Annotated in this window: 18 protein-coding genes; 6 read left to right on the top strand and 12 right to left on the bottom strand. The window is 76.3% G+C overall.

Annotated features, from left to right (window positions below; genetic code table 11):
• Positions 1 to 606: 606 nt before the first annotated feature.
• Genes AAHH18_RS17200 through AAHH18_RS17180 form a run of 5 tightly spaced genes read left to right on the top strand, consistent with a single transcriptional unit; the run spans position 607 to position 8,725 of the window.
• A complete protein-coding gene (locus AAHH18_RS17200) occupies positions 607 to 2,088 on the top strand; it encodes a cytochrome ubiquinol oxidase subunit I (RefSeq protein WP_343302444.1) in 1,482 nt (493 codons plus the stop codon).
• Positions 2,089 to 2,109: 21 nt separating this feature from the next.
• On the top strand, positions 2,110 to 3,192 hold the full coding sequence (gene cydB, locus AAHH18_RS17195; RefSeq protein WP_343302443.1) for a cytochrome d ubiquinol oxidase subunit II: 1,083 nt from the start codon (positions 2,110 to 2,112) through the stop codon (positions 3,190 to 3,192).
• A 15-nt stretch (positions 3,193 to 3,207) separates the two neighbouring features.
• Positions 3,208 to 4,986, top strand: coding sequence for a thiol reductant ABC exporter subunit CydD (cydD, locus tag AAHH18_RS17190; protein ID WP_343302442.1), 1,779 nt, complete (start codon positions 3,208 to 3,210; stop codon positions 4,984 to 4,986).
• Positions 4,983 to 6,944: a thiol reductant ABC exporter subunit CydC gene (gene cydC, locus AAHH18_RS17185; RefSeq protein WP_343302441.1), complete on the top strand. Its 1,962-nt coding sequence runs from the start codon at positions 4,983 to 4,985 to the stop codon at positions 6,942 to 6,944. Before cydD ends, cydC begins: the two co-directional genes overlap by 4 nt.
• Before the next feature lie 56 nt (positions 6,945 to 7,000).
• Positions 7,001 to 8,725: a sensor histidine kinase gene (locus AAHH18_RS17180; protein ID WP_343302440.1), complete on the top strand. Its 1,725-nt coding sequence runs from the start codon at positions 7,001 to 7,003 to the stop codon at positions 8,723 to 8,725.
• A 6-nt stretch (positions 8,726 to 8,731) separates the two neighbouring features.
• On the opposite strand, the gene AAHH18_RS17175 is transcribed toward AAHH18_RS17180, so the two are convergent.
• Positions 8,732 to 9,361: a response regulator gene (locus AAHH18_RS17175; protein ID WP_222172615.1), complete on the bottom strand. Its 630-nt coding sequence runs from the start codon at positions 9,359 to 9,361 to the stop codon at positions 8,732 to 8,734.
• Positions 9,362 to 9,520: 159 nt separating this feature from the next.
• On the opposite strand from AAHH18_RS17175, the gene AAHH18_RS17170 reads away from it, so the two are divergent.
• The gene (locus tag AAHH18_RS17170) at positions 9,521 to 10,471 is read left to right on the top strand and encodes a phosphoglycerate dehydrogenase (protein ID WP_283320908.1); all 951 of its coding nucleotides are present in this window, start codon (positions 9,521 to 9,523) and stop codon (positions 10,469 to 10,471) included.
• A 49-nt stretch (positions 10,472 to 10,520) separates the two neighbouring features.
• Here the strand turns inward: AAHH18_RS17170 and mutM are convergent, their stop codons facing one another.
• The 11 genes from mutM to AAHH18_RS17115 form a co-directional block, all read right to left on the bottom strand.
• Entirely contained in the window at positions 10,521 to 11,429 is a 909-nt protein-coding gene (gene mutM, locus AAHH18_RS17165; protein WP_343302439.1) for a bifunctional DNA-formamidopyrimidine glycosylase/DNA-(apurinic or apyrimidinic site) lyase, read from the bottom strand.
• A gap of 7 nt (positions 11,430 to 11,436) precedes the next feature.
• Positions 11,437 to 12,165, bottom strand: coding sequence for a ribonuclease III (gene rnc, locus AAHH18_RS17160; protein ID WP_343302438.1), 729 nt, complete (start codon positions 12,163 to 12,165; stop codon positions 11,437 to 11,439).
• Between the two features lie 60 nt (positions 12,166 to 12,225).
• The gene (rpmF, locus tag AAHH18_RS17155; RefSeq protein WP_146839392.1) at positions 12,226 to 12,420 is read right to left on the bottom strand and encodes a 50S ribosomal protein L32; all 195 of its coding nucleotides are present in this window, start codon (positions 12,418 to 12,420) and stop codon (positions 12,226 to 12,228) included.
• A gap of 2 nt (positions 12,421 to 12,422) precedes the next feature.
• Entirely contained in the window at positions 12,423 to 13,001 is a 579-nt protein-coding gene (locus AAHH18_RS17150) for a YceD family protein (RefSeq protein ID WP_283320911.1), read from the bottom strand.
• Between the two features lie 119 nt (positions 13,002 to 13,120).
• Complete coding sequence (locus tag AAHH18_RS17145) at positions 13,121 to 13,609, bottom strand: hypothetical protein (RefSeq protein ID WP_283320912.1); 489 nt, start codon at positions 13,607 to 13,609, stop codon at positions 13,121 to 13,123.
• Complete coding sequence (coaD, locus tag AAHH18_RS17140; RefSeq protein WP_343302437.1) at positions 13,606 to 14,109, bottom strand: pantetheine-phosphate adenylyltransferase; 504 nt, start codon at positions 14,107 to 14,109, stop codon at positions 13,606 to 13,608. Before coaD ends, AAHH18_RS17145 begins: the two co-directional genes overlap by 4 nt.
• Before the next feature lie 10 nt (positions 14,110 to 14,119).
• Positions 14,120 to 14,701: a 16S rRNA (guanine(966)-N(2))-methyltransferase RsmD gene (gene rsmD, locus AAHH18_RS17135; RefSeq protein WP_343302436.1), complete on the bottom strand. Its 582-nt coding sequence runs from the start codon at positions 14,699 to 14,701 to the stop codon at positions 14,120 to 14,122.
• Positions 14,698 to 16,380: a DUF6297 family protein gene (locus AAHH18_RS17130; protein ID WP_343302435.1), complete on the bottom strand. Its 1,683-nt coding sequence runs from the start codon at positions 16,378 to 16,380 to the stop codon at positions 14,698 to 14,700. The genes rsmD and AAHH18_RS17130 overlap by 4 nt, the downstream gene beginning before the upstream one ends.
• The gene (locus AAHH18_RS17125; protein ID WP_343302434.1) at positions 16,377 to 17,069 is read right to left on the bottom strand and encodes an ABC transporter ATP-binding protein; all 693 of its coding nucleotides are present in this window, start codon (positions 17,067 to 17,069) and stop codon (positions 16,377 to 16,379) included. Before AAHH18_RS17125 ends, AAHH18_RS17130 begins: the two co-directional genes overlap by 4 nt.
• A gap of 64 nt (positions 17,070 to 17,133) precedes the next feature.
• The gene (locus AAHH18_RS17120; RefSeq protein WP_459349165.1) at positions 17,134 to 19,383 is read right to left on the bottom strand and encodes an ATP-dependent DNA helicase RecG; all 2,250 of its coding nucleotides are present in this window, start codon (positions 19,381 to 19,383) and stop codon (positions 17,134 to 17,136) included.
• On the bottom strand, positions 19,380 to 19,614 hold a 235-nt coding region (locus AAHH18_RS17115; RefSeq protein WP_343302433.1), incomplete at its 5' end, for a hypothetical protein. The genes AAHH18_RS17115 and AAHH18_RS17120, both read right to left, overlap by 4 nt.

Genomic DNA, 19,614 nt, shown 5'->3' with positions numbered 1-19,614 from the left:
GGCCGGCGCGGCCACGGCGGGCGCGTCGGCGGCGGGCTCGGCGGCCGGGGCGCCGGGCGACCCGGCGGCCTTCGTCACGCGCTTGCGGGGGGTGCGACGCGGCCGGGCGGTCGCCTCGGCCTGCTCACCCCCCGGTGCTGCTGCGGGGGTGGTGTCCGAGGTGTTGTCGAGCGTCACGCGTGGTGCTCCTGCAAGCCCGGGTACGCCGGCCACACGCGCGGCGCCCTCGGGCGGTCGGTCGTCGCTCGCGTCCCCGCGGCGACGGAAGTCGTCGGTGTCGGCCGCTGCACGGGCGTTCGGCGCCATCGCCTGCCTGGCGCGGCAGTCCGGGTGGACCGTCCGCGGCCGGCGGCGCCTGGCGAGCGCGATGCGCTGGTGCGGCGAGCACGGTGGGCGCCCGGGGTGTGTGGATCCCGGGAGTCCGCCGTCAGTATCGCACAGTGCCCTAGATCACGCTCGTGAAGCGCGTCACGATGAGACGACACGGCGTCAGATCGCGGGACCTTCGTCCTACCCTTGTGAAGCCGCGCGCAATACCTTCGGAGAGCGGCCGGCACCTAGGCCGTACGGCCCCCCAACTCGCACCTGCTCCTGGACGGATCGCCCATGGAAGCCCTCGATCTGGCTCGCTGGCAGTTCGGTGTCACCACCGTCTACCACTTCATCTTCGTCCCGCTGACGATCGGGCTCGCGCCGCTCGTCGCGATCATGCAGACCATCTGGGTGCGCACCGGCAACGAGGCCTGGCTGCGCCTGACCAAGTTCTTCGGCAAGCTCCTGCTCATCAACTTCGCCATCGGCGTGGCGACGGGCATCGTGCAGGAGTTCCAGTTCGGGATGAACTGGTCCGAGTACTCCCGCTTCGTCGGCGACGTGTTCGGCGCGCCGCTCGCCATGGAGGCCCTCGCCGCGTTCTTCGTGGAGTCCACGTTCCTCGGCCTGTGGATCTTCGGCTGGGACAAGCTCCCCAAGAAGATCCACCTGGCGTGCATCTGGGCGGTCGCGATCGCGACGAACCTGTCGGCCTACTTCATCCTCGCGGCCAACTCGTGGATGCAGCACCCCGTGGGCGCGATCTTCAACACCGAGACCGGGCGCGCCGAGATGAACGACATCGGCGCCGTCCTCACCAACAACACGCTGCTCGCGGCCTTCCCGCACACCATCACCGCGGCGTTCCTCACCGCGGGCACCTTCGTCGCCGGCATCGCCGCCTGGTGGATGGTGCGCCTGGTGCGCCAGGGCCACGCCGAGAAGGCGCGCACCGTCTACCGCCCGGCCGTGATGCTCGGCGTCGTGACCATGCTCATCTCGGGCGTCGGCCTCGCGATCACCGGCCACGCCCAGGGCCAGCTCATGTTCGAGCAGCAGCCCACCAAGATGGCGGCGGCCGAGGCGGTGTGCGTCACCGAGGACGGCGCGGCGTTCTCGCTGTTCGCGGTGGGCGACCTCACCAACAACTGCGAGGGCGTGACGCACTACCTGCAGATCCCGGGCCTGCTGTCGTTCCTCGCGAATAACGACTTCAACTCGACGATCGAGGGCGTGGACGACCTCCAGGCGCGGTACGAGGAGCAGTTCGGCGAGGGCGTGAACTACATCCCCGACCTCACGGTGACGTACTGGTCGTTCCGCCTCATGATCGGCTTCGCGCTCGGCTCCGTCGCGCTCGCGCTGTCGGCGCTGTGGCTCACCCGCAAGGGCCGGGTCTCGGACAACAAGTGGCTCGCCCGCATCGCGCTCATCGCGATCCCGACGCCGTTCCTCGCGTCCGCGTTCGGGTGGATCTTCACCGAGATGGGCCGGCAGCCCTGGGTCGTCTACCCGAACCCGACGGGCGTCGACGGCGTCTGGCTGCTCACGCAGCGCGGCGTCTCCGAGGTGGTCTCCCCCACCACGGTGGTCATCTCGATGGCCGCGTTCACCCTGCTGTACGGGGCGCTCGCCGTGGTCTGGTTCAAGCTGATGAAGCGCTACGCCGTCGAGGGCGTCGCGGACACCGAGAAGGACGTCAGCCCCGACAACCCGGACAACAAGCCCGACAACTCCCCGGACGCCGCGGACCGCCCGCTGTCGTTCGCCTACTGACGGACGGAGGGACTGACCGACATGGAGCTCTCGACTCTCTGGTTCCTGCTCATCGCCGTCCTGTGGACCGGTTACCTGGTCCTCGAGGGGTTCGACTTCGGCGTCGGCATGCTGCTGCCGTTCCTCGGCCGCAAGGACAAGGACCGCCGGGTGATGATCAACACGATCGGCCCGGTCTGGGACGGCAACGAGGTGTGGCTGCTCACCGCCGGCGGCGCGACGTTCGCGGCGTTCCCCGAGTGGTACGCCACGATGTTCTCCGGGTTCTACCTGGCCCTGCTGCTGATCCTGCTCGCGCTGATCATGCGGATCGTGGCGTTCGAGTGGCGCGGGAAGATCAACACGGACGCGTGGCGGGCGTGGTCCGACCGCGGCATCATCATCGGCTCCTACGTCCCGGCCCTGCTGTGGGGCGTGGCGTTCGGCAACCTGGTGCGCGGCGTCGAGCTCGACGCGAACCACCAGTACGTCGGCGGGTTCTTCGCGCTCCTGAACCCGTTCGCCCTGCTGGGCGGCGCCACGACGCTGCTGATCTTCCTCACGCACGGCGCCGTGTTCCTGGCGCTCAAGACCTCCGGCGACATCCGCGAGCGGGCCGGCGCGGTGGCCGCCCGGCTCTCGGTCGTCACCCTCGTGGTCGCGGGCGGCTGGGCCGTGTGGGCGCAGCTCGCCTACTCGGTGGCCTGGACGTGGGCGGCGGTCGTCGTCGCGGCCGGCGCGCTCGTGGCCCTGGTCCTGACGACCCGCGCGCGGCGCGAGGGCTGGGCGTTCATCGCCTCCGCCGTGGCGATCGTCGCGGCCGTCGTGCTGATCTTCGGGTCGATGTACCCGGACGTGATGCCGGCGTTCGACCCGGCGAACTCGCTGACCGTCGACAACGCGTCGTCCACGCACTACACGCTCACCGTCATGACGTGGGTCGCCGTGATCCTCACCCCGATCGTGCTGCTCTACCAGGGCTGGACGTACTGGGTGTTCCGCAAGCGGATCTCGACGGACCACATCCCGGAGCACACCGGGCTGACGTTCGCCGAGGTGACGTCGAAGGTCGGTGCCGGCACCGGTCACGGCGGCACCTCCCCCGACGGCTCGACCCGGGCCTGAGGACCGCCCAGCCGCGTGAAGCCGCTCGACCCGCGCCTGCTCCGCCACGCCCGTGCCGCCCGGGGGTACCTGGCCCTGACGGCCTCCCTGGGGATCGTCACGGCAGGGCTCGTCATCGCCCAGGCGGTGCTGCTGGCGCAGGTGCTCGCGGCGGCCGCGCACGACGGCGCCGGCCTGCCCGACCTGCTCCCGCGGGTCGGGTGGCTGGCGGCCGTCGTCGCGGCGCGCACGGTCGTGACGGCCGTGCAGGAGCGCTTCGCGCACCGCGCGGCGACCCGGGCGGTCGCGGAGCTGCGCGAGCAGGTCGTCGCGCGGGCCGCCGAGCTCGGCCCGCGGTGGCTTGCGGAGGGTGAGGGCACGCGCGTCGTCACCCTCGCCACCCGCGGGCTCGAGGCGCTCGAGCCGTACTTCGTGCGGTACCTCCCCCAGCTCGTGCTCTCCGCGACCGTCACCCCGGCGACGCTCGTGGTGATCCTCGGGCTCGACTGGGTCTCCGCCGCGATCGCCGCCGGCACGCTGCCGCTGGTCCCGATCTTCATGGTGCTGATCGGCCAGCTGACGCAGGGGCGCTCCGACCGCGGACTGCGCGTGATGCAGCGCCTCGGGTCGCAGGTGCTCGACCTGGTCGCGGGCCTGACCACGCTGCGTGCCTTCGGGCGCGAGCGCGGCCCGGCGGCCCGCGTGCAGGCGCTGGGCGACGCGCACCGCCGCGCCACGATGGGCACCCTGCGGATCGCGTTCCTGTCCGGCATGGTGCTGGAGCTGCTCACCACCCTGTCCGTCGCGCTGATCGCCGTGGGCATCGGCCTGCGGCTCGTCTACGGCCAGCTCGACCTCGAGACCGGTCTGGCCGTCCTCGTGCTCGCTCCCGAGGTCTACCTGCCCCTGCGGCAGGTCGGGGCGCAGTTCCACGCGTCCACGGACGGCGTCGCCGCCGCCGACCAGGTCTTCGCCGTGCTCGAGACGCCCGTCCCCGGGCGTGGCGAGCAGCCCGCTCCGGACCTGCGCGCCGCCGCGGTGCGCCTCCGGGACGTGAGCGTGCGGGCACCCGGACGCGACCTGCTCGCGCCCGCCGGGCTGGACCTGACCGTCGCCCCGGGGCGCACCGTCGCCGTGACCGGCCCGAGCGGTGCCGGCAAGTCGACCACCGTGGACCTGCTGCTCGGCCTCCTGCGTCCCGACCGGGGCGCGGTGGAGGTGGTCGACCCCGACGGCCGCGCGACGCCGCTCGCGGACCTCGACCCGCAGACCTACTGGCGGCAGGTCGCCTGGCTCCCCCAGCGGCCCGTGCTGGAGCCCGGCTCGGTGGGCCGCCTCGTCGCGGGCGCCGAGGACGCGGAGCTCACGCCCGCCGCCCGCGCGGACCGCGACCGGGCTGCCGCCCTGACGGGGCTCGACGCCGTCGTCGCGGGCCTGCCGGACGGGTGGCGCACGGAGCTCGGGCGGGGCGGGGCGGGGCTGTCCGTCGGGCAGCGGCAGCGGGTGGCGCTCACCCGGGCGCTGCTGTCCGAGGCGCCGCTCGTCGTCCTGGACGAGCCGACGGCGCACCTGGACGCCGCCGGGGAGCAGGTGGTCCTCGACACGGTCCGCGCCCTGCGCGCCGCGAACCGGACCGTGGTGCTGGTGGCGCACCGGCCGTCGCTGGTCGCGCTCGCCGACGACGTCGTGACCGTGCGGTCCGCGCCGCTTCCCGCGTCCGCCCCCGACGGCGTCGTCGCGGGCGCCGGGGTCGCGGGCGGCGGCGTCGCGGCAGGCGGCACCGGAGCCTCCGGAAGGCCGGAGGGCGCGCGATGAGCACCTCGCCGACGCCTCCGGGAGCAGCGGCAGGCCGCCTCCCGGCCGCGCACCCCCCGGCCGCCGCGTCCGTCGGTGGCGCGCCCGTCGCTGGCGCGCCCGCTGACTCCGGCCCGGACCGCCGCCCGCGCGGGCTCCGGAACCGCCTCGCCGGCGACCCGCTGTGGCGCGCCGTGCGGCTGCTGGACGTGAACCCCCGGCGCGCCGCGCTCGCGGTGCTGCTCGGAGTGGCGGCGCTCGGGTCGGCGGTCGCGCTCGCCGCGGTGTCCGCCTGGCTCATCACGCGTGCCGCGCAGATGCCGCCGGTGCTCGAGCTCTCGGTCGCCACGGTCGCGGTGCGCGCCTTCGGCATCGGCCGCGGCCTGTTCCGCTACCTCGAGCGGCTGGTGTCGCACGACGTCGCGCTGCGCGGCATGAGCCGGCTGCGGACGACGCTCTACCGCCGCCTCGCGGAGGGGCGCGCGGAGGCCACCCTGGGCCTGCGCCGCGGCGACCTGCTCGCCCGCGTGGGCGCGGACGTCGACGCCGTGGGCGACGTCGTCGTCCGGGGGCTCCTGCCGGCCGCCGTCGCGGCGGTCCTGGGCCTCGGGACGGTCGTCGCGATGGGCCTGCTCCTCCCGGCCGCCGGCCTCACGCTCGCCGTGTGCCTCCTCCTCGCGGGCGTCGTCGCCCCCTGGCTGGCCCAGCGCGCCGCCCGGACCACCGAGCAGCGCGCCGCCGCGGCCCGGGCCGAGATGGCCGCCACCGCCCTGGGTCTGCTCGAGGACGCCGGGCCGCTGGCCGTCCAGGGCCGCACCGGTGCCGAGCTGTCCCGGCTCCGCGCCGCCGACTCCGACCTCGCGGCGGCGACGGACTCCGGCGCCGGTCCCGCGGCGCTCGCCGCCGCCCTCGGCACGCTCGCCGTCGGGCTCGCCGTCGTCGCCGCCCTGCTGGTCGGCGTGCCGGCCGTGACGGCGGGGACGCTCGCCCCCGTGGAGCTCGCGGTGGTGGTCCTCACCCCGCTCGCCGCGTTCGAGGCGACGAGCGTGCTCCCGGCGGCCGCGATCCAGGTGCACCGCTCGCGGGCGGCCGCGCAGAGGCTCGTCGCGCTGCTGGACGACGCGGCGCAGCCGGGTCCCGCCGCGGACGGGGCGGGGGCCGCTCCGGCGCCGGTGGCGGCGTCCCCCCGCTCCGCGTCGCCCGCCGCCGGCGGCCCCCACCTCGCCGCGCGCGGCCTCGCCGTCGGCTGGCCCGGGCGGGAGCCTGTGGTGACCGGCCTGGACCTCGACCTGGCCCCCGGGCGCAGCGTCGCCGTGGTCGGGCCGTCCGGCGTCGGCAAGACGACGCTGCTGCTGACGCTCGCCGGGATGCTGCCGGTCCGCGGCGGCGAGCTCCTGCTCGACGGGGTGCCGCTGGCCGCCGTCGACCCGGCCCTGCGGCTCTCGCGGCTGGCGCTCACCACCGAGGACGCCCACGTCTTCGAGACCACCGTGCTGGAGAACCTGCGCGTCGCCCGCGGGGACGCCACCGCGCAGGACGCCGTCGCGGCGCTGGAGCGGGCCGGGCTCGGCGACTGGCTCGCGGGCCTGCCGGACGGCGTCGACACCGCGCTGGGGCCCGACGCGCGCAGCGTCTCCGGCGGCGAGCGGCGCCGGCTCCTGCTGGCCCGCTCCCTGCTGGCGACCGCCCCGCTGCTGCTCGTGGACGAGCCCGCGGAGCACCTCGATCCCGGGACGGCGGACCGGCTGGTCGGCGACCTGCTCGGCACGCCGCGCACGGCCGGCGGCGGTCGCGGCGTGCTGGTCGTCACGCACCGGCTCGCGCCCCTGGGTGCCGCGGACGAGGTCGTCGTCCTCCGGGACGGCCGGGTCGCGGCGCGCGGGACGCACGCGCACCTGCTGGACACCGACGCCGACTACCGTGTGGCCCACGCGACCGAGCAGCACGACAGTGGGGCACAGACATGGCGGACCACCTGAGGGCACCGGACACCACACCCGGTCCCGGTGCCGGCGCGCCCGGGTCCGGCCCGGGCGTGACGACCACGATCCACGTCCGCGAGCCCGGTGGCCGCTCCTACCTGGAGCTCGGCACCGCCGCCGAGACCGGTGACGAGCTCGCCGACCTGCTCGACGCGGTCCTGTCCGTGGCGTCCGGGCTGGAGCTGCCCGGGGTGCTCGAGCGGTTCGTGCGGGTGTCCGTGGAGCTGACCGGCGCCCGCTACGGCGCGATCAACGTGCTGGACTCCCGCGGCGAGTCGACCACGTTCGTCCAGACCGGCGTCCCCGCGGCGACCGCGGCGCTCATGGGCCACCCGCCGCACGCGCAGGGCGTGCTCGGCCGGATCCCCGCGCAGGGCGTGCTCAAGCTCGACGACCTCACGCAGCACCCCGCGTTCCGCGGCTGGCCCGCGGGCCACCCGCCGATGGGCTCGTTCCTCGGCGCGTCCGTCCGGGTGCGCGACCAGGTGTACGGGTACCTGTACCTGTCCGAGAAGGACGGCGGGTTCACCGACAAGGACGCCACCACCGTCATCGCGCTCGCCGCGACCGCGGGCGTGGCGGTCTCCAACGCCCAGCTCTACGCGGACGCGGCCCGCCGCGAGCACTGGCTGCGCGCCGGCCAGGACATCACGACGATGCTGCTGTCCGGCGCGGACGAGGAGGAGGCGCTCGCCCACATCGCCGCGACCGCGCGGGACGTCGCCGACGCGGACGCCGCCGCGCTGGCGCTGCCGGGCGTCGGCGGCGAGCTGCTCATCGAGCTGGCGGACGGGCACAACGCCGAGACCCTGGTCGGCGCCCAGCTCACCCCCGGCGGGCCGACCTGGTCGGTCATGCAGGAGGGCACCGGGCTCGTCATCGACTCGCTCGCCAAGTCGCGGCGCATCACCGTGCCCGCGATGCGGTCGTTCGGGTCTGCCCTGTTCGCCCCGCTGCAGACCTCGGGGCGCGGCGTGGGCGTGCTCATCCTGCTGCGCCGCATCGGCTCGCCCGCGTTCGACGCGAACGACCTCGCCACGGCCGAGTCGTTCGCCTCCCAGGCGGCCCTGGCCTTCGTGCTGGCGGAGGCGCGCCACGCCCAGGACCAGGCCGCGCTGCTCGACGAGCGGGAGCGCATCGCACGCGACCTGCACGACCTCGCGATCCAGCAGCTCTTCGCCACGGGCATGCAGCTCGAGACCGTCCGGCGGCGGTCCTCCCGCGGCGTCGACCCCTCCGAGCTGACGAGCATCGTCGAGGAGGCCCTCGACAACGTCGACGCCTCCGTGCGGCAGATCCGCCAGATCGTGTACGCGCTGCGGGACCCGGACGCCGCGACCGGCATCGTCGAGCGGCTGCGGCGCGAGGCGTCGCTCGCGCGCACGGGCCTGGGGTTCGCGCCCTCGCTGGTGGTGCTGCTCGACGGGGAGGCCGTGCCGGACGGCGACTACATCGTCGCGGACCTCGTGGACGAGCGCATCGGCCCCGACCGGACGGACGACGTCGTCGCGGTGGTCCGCGAGGGGCTCGCGAACGCCGCCCGGCACGCCCACGCGTCCTCGGTCAGCGTGCGCATCGGGGTGCGCGGCGCGGGCCCGACGGGCGCGGTGCGCGTGGAGGTGGAGGACGACGGCGCGGGTCTGCCGGCGACGCGGGACCGCCGGTCCGGCACCGGCAACCTCGCCGCCCGCGCGCGCCAGCACGGCGGGACCTTCTCGCTCGGCGTCGCGCCCGGGGGGACGGGGACGCTGCTGTCGTGGGAGGTCCCGCTCGGCTGAGCCGGATCAGGAGTGGCCGGTCTCCGCGCGCCACCCGCTGTGACGCCGCGCGGCCACCCAGGCCGCGACCTGCGTGCGGCGCTGCAGGCCCATCTTGGCGAGCAGCGACGTGATGTGGTTCTTGACCGTCTTCTCCGCGACGCCCAGGCGCTCGGCGATCTCCCGGTTCGACAGGCCGTCGCCGATGAGGTCGAGCACCTTCAGCTCGCTCGGCGTGAGGTTCTCGGTCGGGTCCTCGTGCCCGGCCCGGCGCCGGGTGACCGTCCGCTCGTCCAGCAGCGTCCGGCCTGCGGCGACGGCGCGGATGACGTCCGTGATCTCGGCACCGCGCACGCTCTTGAGGAGGTAGGCCGCAGCCCCGGCGTCCAGGGCCGCGGCCAGGGCGTCGTCGTCGTCGAACGACGTGAGCACGATCGCCCGCGCCGTCGGCAGGGTGACCTTGACCTGGGTCATGAGGTCGATGCCCGTGCCGTCGGGGAGCTGGAGGTCGACCAGGAGCACGTCCGGGTGCACGAGGCCCGCGCGCCGGACGCCGTCGGCGACCGACCCCGCCTCGGCGACGACCTTCATGCCGTCGGCTCGCTCGACGACCTCGGCGATGCCGCGCCGGACGACCTCGTGGTCGTCGACGATCATGACCGAGATCGGCCCGGTGCGGGCCGGCGGGACTGCGCTGTTCGTGGCGGACACGATGGCATCGTAACGACACGCGGGCGCCAGGCGACGCACCGGCGCTCCGACGCCCCGCCGGTGCGTCGCCTGGCGCCCTCCCGTCCGGTACGGGAGCCTGCCCGCATGACGACCACCGTCCTGCTGCCCTCCTCGATCGCGCTCTCCCCCACGCTGCCGGACGGCGTGCGCACCGCTGCGTACGACGTGCGGGAGCCGCTGCCCGACGCCCTGCTGGACGCCGACGCCCTCGTGGCGTGGGGGAACCCGACCGACCAGCTCGCGGACGCCGCCCGCCGCATGGGACGGCTGCGCTGGGTGCAGACGCTGGCCGCCGGCCCCGACTCCGTGCTGTCCGCCGGGTTCGCGCCGCACGTCCGGGTGACCTCGGGGCGCGGCCTGCACGACGGGCCGGTCGCCGAGCACACGCTGGCCCTGGTGCTCGCGGTCGCACGCCGGCTGCCGGAGCTGGTGCGCGCGCAGGACGAGCACCGGTGGGCCGCCGAGCTCGGCGGCGTGCAGCGCCTCCCGCACGAGGGCGGGGACTTCCGCTCGCTCGCGGGCGCGCGGGTGCTCGTGTGGGGCTTCGGGTCCATCGCGACCCGGCTGGCACCGCTGCTGACCGTCCTGGGCGCCCAGGTCGTCGGGGTCGCGTCGACGGCGGGGACCCGGGCGGGCTACCCGGTGATCACCGCGGCCGAGGTGCACGAGGCGCTGCCCGGCACGGACGTGCTCATCGGCATCCTGCCCTCGACGCCCGCCACCCGCCGGGTGCTCGACGCGCGGGTGCTCGGGCGCCTGCCCCGGCACGCCTGGGTGGTGAACGTGGGCCGCGGGTCCACGCTCGACGAGGAGGCGCTGCTCACCGCCGTCCGGGAGGGGCGCCTCGCCGGGGCCGCGCTCGACGTCTTCGAGACCGAGCCGCTGCCCGCGTCGTCACCGCTGTGGGACGAGCCCCGCATCCTCATCACGCCGCACGCCGCCGGCGGCCGGCCGGTCGGCGCGGACACCCTGCTCACCGACAACATCGCGGCGTTCGTCCGGGACGAGCCGCTGCGCAACCTCGTGCGCCGCTGACCGGCGGGGCCTGCCGGGGCGCGCCGGACCCCGGCGGGGCCCGCCGGGGTCAGGGCGTCTGGCAGACCGGGCAGTAGTGCGACGACCGGTTCGCGAACGCGACCCGCACCACGGGGGCCCCGCACCGCGGGCACGGCCGGCCCTGCTGCCCGTAGACCGCCAGCGAGCGGTCGAAGTACCCCGACGCCCCGTTGACGTTCACGTACAGCGCGTCGAAGCTCGTGCCGCCCTGCGCGAGCGCGTCCCGCATCACGGAGGCGGCCCCGTCGAGCACGCGCAGCGCCGTGCCCTGGTCGAGCGACGACGTCAGCGCCGCGGGGTGCACCCGCGCCCGCCACAGCCCCTCGTCGGCGTAGATGTTGCCCACGCCCGACACCAGGCCCTGGTCGAGCAGCGCGCGCTTGACCTCCGTGCGCCGGCGCCGCAGCGCGCGGGCGACGGCCTCCGCGTCGAGCGCCGGGTCCAGGAGGTCGCGCCCGATGTGCGCGACCGGGGCGGGCAGCAGCGACAGCGCGGAGCCCGCGCCGCCCGGACCGCCGTCGGCGGTGGGCACCAGGTCGGCGACCGACACGTGCCCGAAGGTCCGCTGGTCGACGAAGTCCAGCGCGCCGCCGTCCTCCAGCAGCAGCCGCACGCGCAGGTGCGGGTGGGCGTCTCCCGACTCGACGTCGGCCGCGGACCCGCGCACGAGCAGCTGCCCGCTCATCCCGAGGTGCGCCAGCAGGGCGTCGTCCGGGTGCTCGCCGGCGGGGCGGTCCAGCGGCAGCCACAGGAACTTGCCGCGCCGGACGGCCGCCACCGGGGTGCGCCCGACGAGCCGTCCCGCGAGGTCGTCCGGACCCGCGACGTGCCGGCGGACGCTGTACGGGCGACGCACCTCGACGGCGCGCACCGTGCGCCCGACGACGTGCCGCTCGAGGCCGTCGCGGACGGTCTCGACCTCGGGGAGCTCGGGCACGGGGCCGTCAGCCGGCCGAGCGGCCGTCGTCGCCGGCCCCGGCCTCGGCCTCGGCCTCGGCCTCGAGAGCGGCGTACGCCAGGGCGGCGGCCCGCTGCTCGGCGAGCTTCTTCGCGGTGCCCGTCCCGGTGCCGCGCACGACGCCGGCCACGACCGCCTCGGCGGTGAACGTCCGCGCGTGGTCCGGCCCGTCGCTCGTCACCGCGTAGGCGGGCGCACCGAGGCCGAGCGTGGCGGTGAGCTCCTGGAGGCTGGTCTTCCAGTCCAGGCCGGCGCCGAGGTCCGCCGCGGCGGTGAGCGTGGGACCGACCAGCCCCATGACGACCCCGCGCGAGACCTCGAGCCCGTGCGACAGGTACACCGCGCCGAACAGGGCCTCGAGCGTGTCGGACAGGATCGAGTCCTTGTCCCGGCCGCCCGTCGCGAGCTCGCCCTTGCCGAGCAGCACGTACGAGCCGAGGTCGAGCGTCCGCGCGACCTCCGCCAGCGCCCGCTGGGACACGGTCGCGGCCCGCATCTTCGCGAGCTCGCCCTCCGACTGCGCGGGGTGCCGCCGGTAGAGCTCCTCGGTGACGACGAGCCCGAGCACGGTGTCCCCCAGGAACTCCAGGCGCTCGTTCGTCGGGATGCCGCCCGCCTCGTGGGCGAACGACCGGTGGGTGAGTGCCAGCACCAGCAGCTCGGGGTCCAGGTGGACCCCGAGCTGCTGGGCGAGCTCTGCTGCTGCTGTGCTCATGGTGCGGTCATCCGCCCGGGCGGCGCGTCGGCGGCTCGGGCGGACGGGTGGCGCGTCGGCTCAGCCGGCGTGCTCGGTCCGCATCGCCTCGGCGTAGCGGCGACCGGCGTAGGCGCCGCAGGTCGGGCACGCCTGGTGCGGGCGCATGTCCGACTTGCACTGCGGGCAGGTGCTGAGCGTCGTGGCAGTGGTCTTCCACTGCGACCGACGCGCACGGGTGTTGCTGCGCGACATCTTGCGCTTCGGAACAGCCACGGCTAGCTCTCTCTCTTCTCGTCAAGCGTGCTCTGCAGGCCGCCGAGGGCCGCCCACCGAGGGTCAATGGTGTCATGCGAGTGTCCCGGCTCGTCCGCCAGGCGCGCTCCGCACTCGGAGCACAGACCCGGGCAGTCGTCCCGGCACAACGGCTGGAACGGTAGCGCAGTCACCAGCGCGTCCCGCAGCGCGGGCTCGACGTCGGCCAGGTCGCCGTCCAGCTCGCGCACGTCCTCCTCGTCGTCGCCGTTCTCCGCCGCCACCTCGGCGCGACCGGGATACACGTACAGCTCCTGCACCGGGACGTCGACGTGGTCGACGACCTCGTCCAGACAGCGGACGCACTCCCCGACCACCCGGGCACCAACGGTTCCGGAGACCAGGACCCCCTCCATGACCGCCTCGAGCCGCAGATCCAGCTCGAGGTCGTCGCCGGTGGGGACGCCGATCACGTCGGTACCGAGGTCCTCGGGTGCGGGAACCGTGCGCTGCACCCGCCGCATCGATCCCGGACGTCGCCCGAGCTCGTGGGTGTCGAGCACGAGCGGCGAGCGGGGATCGAGGTGAGTCGGGCGCTCCACGGTCCACGTTCCTGTCGTGAGGGGTCTCGGTGCCTGCGGTGACCGGCAGGACCAACGGTCGATCCTACGGCACGGCGGGGGCGTGCGCCCAATCCGGCCGCTGCCGGCGCCCGGGCGCGCTACGCCGGGTCGTCCTCGAGCCGTCCCGCGAGCTTCGCCCGCCCGGCCTGGACCTGGCTCAGCACCTTGCCCAGGTCGATCTCGAACTCCGCCAGCCGGCGGTCGCAGTAGTCGTCGGCGTCACGGCGCAGGGCGCGGGCGGTCTCCTCCGCCTCGCGCACGATCTCGGCGGCGCGCTCGCCGGCCTGCGCCACGACCGCCTCCTGCTCGACGAGCTCCGCGGCACGGCGCCGCGCGGCCGCCTCGATGCGCTCCGCGTCGGCGCGCGCGGCCGCCCGCTCGGCGTCCGCGGCGGACAGCACCTCGTCCGCCCGGCCGAGCTGGGTCGGCAGGGCCTCGCGGGCCTGCGCGACGAGGTCCAGCAGCTCCGCGCGGCTGACGAGGACGGACGACGACATCGGCATCGCGCGCGCGGCCTGGAGCGCCTCCTCGAGCGCGTCGAGGACGGCGGTGAGGCCGTGGCGGGCGGCGGCGGTCGGCTCGGTCATGCGGGGCTCCCCTCGGGTCCGGGCGCAGGGGCCAGCGCGGCACGCACGGCGGCCGCGACGGCGGGCGTCACCAGGTCGTCCACCGGTCCGCCGTGCCGGGCGACGTCCTTGACGAGCGACGACGCGACGTGGGACAGCGCCGGGTCGCCGACGACGAACGCGGTCTCGACCCCCGACAGGTGCCGGTTCATCAGCGCCATCGGCAGCTCCGCGTCGAAGTCCGCGCCGCCCCGCAGGCCCTTGACGACGACCGTGGCGCCGAGGGCGCGCAGCTCGTCGGCGAGCAGGCCGTCCGACGACGCCACGCGGACACCCGGCAGGTCCGCCACGGCGTCCTCGATCAGCGCGACCCGGGTGGCGACGTCCAGCAGCGGGCGCTTCGCGGCGTTGTGGGCGACCAGCACGACGACCTCGTCGGCGAGCCGCGCCGCGCGGCGCACCACGTCGAGGTGGCCGAGCGTGAACGGGTCGAACGAGCCGGGGCAGACCGCGAGCGTCACGCCAGCGAATCTACCTCCGGGCCGGCTCGTCGTCCGGGACGGGGCTGCGCGCGCCGAGGTGCACGGCCGTCTCGCCGTAGGTCCGGGTGTCGAAGCCGTGCATCCCCGCGGGCCACGGGGGCGCCGCGCTCCGGGCGGACCGCTCGACCACCACCACGGACTCGACCGTCAGGGCCGGCACCAGCGCGGCGAGGACCTCGGCCAGCGTCGCGTCGGGCACGTCGTACGGCGGGTCGAGCAGCACCAGGTCCCACGGCTCGGCCGGCGGGCGGGCGGTGTACGCCTCGACACGGTCGCGGACCACGGTGACGCGGTCCGCGAGGCCCAGCGCGGCGGCGTTGCGGCGGCAGACGTCCGCCGCGGCGCGGCCCCACTCGACCAGCACCACGCGCGCGGCCCCGCGGCTCGCCGCCTCCAGGCCGAGCGCCCCGGAGCCGGCGTAGCCGTCGAGCACCCGGGCGCCCTCGACCGCGTCGAGGTGCTCGAGCCGCGAGAACAGCGCCTCGCGGACGCGCTCGCTCGTGGGGCGCGTGCCCCGGGGCGGCACGGCCAGCGTCCGCCCGCCGACCGAGCCCGCCACGATCCGCGTCACCGCCCACCGCCCTTCTCCGGCTCCGTCGCCTCCGCCAGCCGGTCCATCATCGTCTTCGTGCTGGTGCTGGACCCGAACGCCAGCGCGATCGCCGAGGCCACCGCCTGCACCACCACCAGCGTCGGCACGACGGTGCCGAGCGCCACGCAGATGACGACCGGGACCATGCCGAGCACGGCGACGTCCGGGCCCCGCGACAGCACGCCGGCCACGCCGCCGGGCAGCGCACCCATCGGGGTCGAGACCAGCGGCCCCTGCCAGTTCGGCGCCGGGCGGTACGCGCCGCGCACGGCCGCGCCCGCCCACACGGGTGCCGAGACGACGCCGAGCAGCAGCCAGGCCGCGAGGTCGCCCTCCCAGCGGCCGATCGCGGCGAACGCGACCCCCGACCACAGCAGCATCGCGACACCGGGCACGACGAGCCGCGCCCGCCGGACCCGCGCGGCGGACAGCGGCAGCAGCCGGTCCACCACGGGCGCCATCTCCGCGCGGCGCGAGCCCTCGGCGGTCGCGAGCATGCCGACGTAGCCGCTGACCAGCACCGCGACCACGACGCCCAGCACCCCGGCGAGCTGCGGCGTGACGACGACGACCACGGGCACGAGCGCGGACACCACGAGCTGCACGAGGTGCCGCGGGGAGCGCAGCAGCACCGTGGTGTCGGCGACCACGACCGCGGACACCGGTCCGCGCACCAGCCGCATGCGCCGCACGGAGCGCCGGCGGGGCCGGGCCGCCGAGTCGGACAGCGCGCGGCCGAGCTCGCGCGAGTCGAGCGACACCACCGCGCCGGCCGCCTGGGTCGCGACGGAGCCGCTCTCCCGCAGGTGCCGGCCGCGGATCCGGCCGAGCCGGGTGTCCAGCCACCAGGCCAGGCCGCCGACGGCCAGGAGGAGGACGCCGAGGACCGCCGCCGGGACGTCCGGCAGCGCCGTCACCCGCCAGCCCGCGAGGGCTGCGACCAGCGCCAGCACCGGGGCGGCGGCGACGACGAGGTCCCCCACGACCGCCGTGGTCCGGCGCGGCACCCCGCGGGACTGCGCGAGGCCCGCGAGCAGCACCAGCGCCGCGCAGGACAGCCCGGCGGCCGCGCCGATGCGCAGCACGTGCCCGACGCCGTGGTCCGCGAGCAGGCCGCCGTCGAGCAGGGCCACCACGACCGCGCCCACCACGCCGGCGGCCACCGGGAGGCGCCGGGCCGTCGGCCGCAGCAGCCCGCGGCGGTCCACCGGGGACCCGAGCCACCACGTGGCCTCGGCGCCGCCCGCACCGACCGGCCCGAGCCGCGCGCCGAGGGAGAGCACGGCCCCGCCCACCAGCACCGCCACGACGGCGACCACGGTGGGCAGGCTGATGCCGGTCGACAGCGCCTGGTCGGGGACGTGGGGCAGCGCGGTGCGGAGCTGGCCGGCGACCCCGAGCGCGACACCGAGGCCGATCGCCGTCGTGACCGCGGCGTAGTACACGTCGCCCAGCACCTCGCCGAGGCCCGCCCCCGACCGGCGTCGCGCGACCTGCGCGGTGTACCGCCGGATGGACCGCGCGGCGGGGACCGGGGTCACCCCCTCGCTCGGCGACACCGCCGGCGCGGGCGCGTCCTCCCAGGTGGCGTCGGCCGTCGCACCGTCCCGCGTCGCGAACTCGTCGACCGACTCCGCGCCGGGCCGCTGCGCGGTCACAGCACGCCCGGGCGCAGCGCCTCGACGGCGTCCGCGACGCCGAGCAGCCGGGAGCTCTCGTCGCCCACGAGCACCGCGCGGTCCGCGACGGCGCGCAGCAGATCCGGGTCGTGCGTCGCGAGCAGCACCGAGCCGCCCGCGCGCTTCTCGGCGACCAGGCGCTCCGCCAGGTGGTCGCGCATCGCGACGTCCAGGCGCTGCTCGGGCTCGTCCAGCACGAGCAGCGACCGCGGACGCACGAGCCCGGCGGCCAGCAGCAGGCGCCGCCGCTGGCCCGACGACAGGGCGACCGGCAGCGCCGCCGCGTGCTCGGTCAGCCCGAACTCGTCCAGCAGCCCGTCCACCACGGCGTCCGCGCCCTGGACGCCGTGCGCCCGGGCCGTGAGGTACAGGTGCTCGGCGACGGTCAGCGCCGGGAAGTACGCGTCGTCGTCCAGCACGCTCGCCACCCGCGTCCGGAAGCCGACCTCGCGCTCGTCGACCGGTCGTCCCAGCACCTCCACCCGGCCGCCGACGGGCTCGAGCAGACCGAGCACGGCGCGCAGGACGGTCGACTTGCCGGAGCCGTTCGCGCCGACGAGGGCGAGCGCGCGGCCCGGTGGGAGGGTGAAGGACACGGGGGCGCACACGGGCTCCCCGCCGTAGCCGACGAGCAGGTCGACGGCACGGATCACGGGCTGCTTCGACACGGCAGCAGCGTACGCACCGCCACGGGGCGTCCCGGCGGGACCGTGCGGCCCGCACCCGGTCCGGTCACGTGCGGTCGAGGAACTCCTCGCGCTCGCCCGCCAGCACGCCCTGGATCGCGGCCGCGAGCGCCGGGTGGCCCGCGAGGTCCGGGTCGCCCTCCACCAGGGCGCGCGCGGCGACCCGGGCGCGCTCGATCACGTCCGCGTGCCGCGTGACCTGCAGCAGCCGCAGCGAGGACCCCCGGCCGGACTGGGCGGCCCCCAGCACGTCGCCCTCGCGCCGCAGCTCCAGGTCGACGTCCGCGAGCTCGAAGCCGTCCCGCGTGGCCGCGAGCCGACCGAGCCGGACGGCGGCGGGCGTGCCCTCGGCGACGTCCGCCACCAGCAGGCACACCCCGGGCCGGCTCCCCCGGCCGATGCGCCCGCGGAGCTGGTGGAGCTGGGAGATCCCGAACCGGTCGGCGTCGAGCACCACCATGACGGTCGCGTCGGGCACGTCCACGCCGACCTCGATCACCGTGGTCGAGACGAGCACCGGCACCGCGCCCGAGGCGAAGTCGGCGAGCGCCCGGTCCTTGTCCTCCGGGCCCATCCGGCCGTGCAGCTCGCCGACCCGGACGCCCCGCAGGGCCGGCGTCCCGCGCAGCTCGGCCGCGACCTCGGTGACGGCGCGCAGCGGCCGCGGCGCGCCGGCGTCGTCCCCGGGCCCGTCCGGCAGGTCCGTCACGAGGTCCGCGCCGTCGACGTCCTCGCGCTTCGCGTCCCCGTCGATGCGCGCGCACACCACGTACGCCCGCCCGCCGCGCTCGACCTCCTCGCGCACCCGCTGCCAGGCGCGGTCCAGCCAGGCCGGCCGCGCGGCCGGGACCAGGTGCGTGACGACCTCGGCGCGACCCGCCGGCACCTCGCGCAGCGTCGACGTCTCGAGGTCCCCGAACACCGTCATCGCGACCGTGCGCGGGATGGGCGTCGCGGTCATCACCAGCAGGTGCGGCACCCCGCCGGCCTTGGCGCGCAGCACGTCGCGCTGCTCGACGCCGAACCGGTGCTGCTCGTCCACGACGACCAGGCCGAGGTCCGCGAACTGCACGTGCTCGGACAGCAGCGCGTGGGTGCCGACCACGATCCCCGCCGCGCCGCCCGCGATGTCCGCGAGCGCGCGCCGACGGGCCGCCGAGCCCTGCGAGCCGGTCAGCAGCGCCACCCGGGTCGCCCCGTCGGCGCCGCCGAGCATGCCGCCCTCCGCGAGGTCGCCGAGCAGGGCCTGGAGCGTCCGGGCGTGCTGGGCGGCCAGCACCTCGGTCGGCGCCAGCAGCGCCGCCTGACCGCCGGCGTCGATCACCTGGAGCATCGCCCGGGCGGCGACCACGGTCTTGCCGGAGCCCACCTCGCCCTGCAGCAGGCGCTGCATCGGGCTGTCCGCGGCGAGCTGCCGGGCGATCTCCTCCCCGGTCGCGCGCTGCCCCGCGGTGAGCGCGAACGGCAGCCGCGCGTCGAACGCGTCCAGCAGGCCCCCGGCCCGCCGCGGACGGGCGACGGCGCCCTGGGCGGCGAACCGCGCCTTGCGCCGCGCGAGCTCCGCCTGCAGGACGAACGCCTCCTCGAACCGCAGCCGCTCGAGCGCCCGGTCGAGCTCGGCCTGGTCGTGCGGCCGGTGCACGCCGAGCAGCGCCTCCCGCAGCCCGGGCATCGCGCCGCGCACGTCGTCCGGCAGCGGGTCGGGCAGGTCCCGGTCCGTCATGGAGGTGAGCACGACCTTGACCGCCTCGACGACGGTCTGGTTCTTCAGCCCGGACGTCAGCCCGTAGACCGGCCGGGGCCGCTCGCTCTCCGCCAGCCGGGTGGCCTCGTCGGCGACGTCGTCGGTCTCCCGCAGCTCGTACTCGGGGTGCAGGAGCTGCATCTGCCCGCGGTAGTCCTTGACCGTCCCCGAGAACAGCCCGACCGCTCCCGGCCGCAGCTCCTGCTCGAACCGGCGCAGCGCGCCCTGGTGCTTGGCGAACCAGGTGAGGTGCAGCCGGTCGCGCCCGTTGCGCACCACCGCCTCGAGGATGACGCCGCCGCGGGAGCGCATCGTGCGCATCGTGGCCTGCTCGACCTCGGCGTCCACCGTGACGTGCTCGCCGACGCGCAGCTCGCCGATCGAGGTCGGGTGGCCCCAGCGGTGGTAGCGCCGCGGGTAGTAGCGCAGCAGGTCGCCGACCGTGAGCACGTCGAGCTTCGCCAGCTTCTTCGCGACACCCGGCACCACCCTGCCGAGGTCCTGCTCCAGGTAGGGCAGCGGCCGCACGACCGCGTCGTCCGGGGCCGTCACGCGCGCGCCCCCGTCGTCCGGGCCTCCGCCGGCTCCCCGCGCGTCGCGGCCCGCACCGCGCGGTCGTCCACCACGCCCGCGACGACCGCCCACGAGGGGTCCAGGTCGCCCGGCGCGAGCAGTCCCCCCGGCAGGACCGTCACCGGGCCCCCGCCGGCCGCGGCGTCGCCCGCCGCCCGGCGCACGGCGTCGCGCGCGGCCGCGGGGGCGGTCCCGGCGGGCAGCAGCGCC

This window comes from Cellulomonas olei (assembly GCF_039548315.1).
Lineage (GTDB): Bacteria > Actinomycetota > Actinomycetes > Actinomycetales > Cellulomonadaceae > Cellulomonas.
Note: the sequence above shows the minus strand (reverse complement) of the source record. Positions and strands in the feature narration are given on the sequence as shown.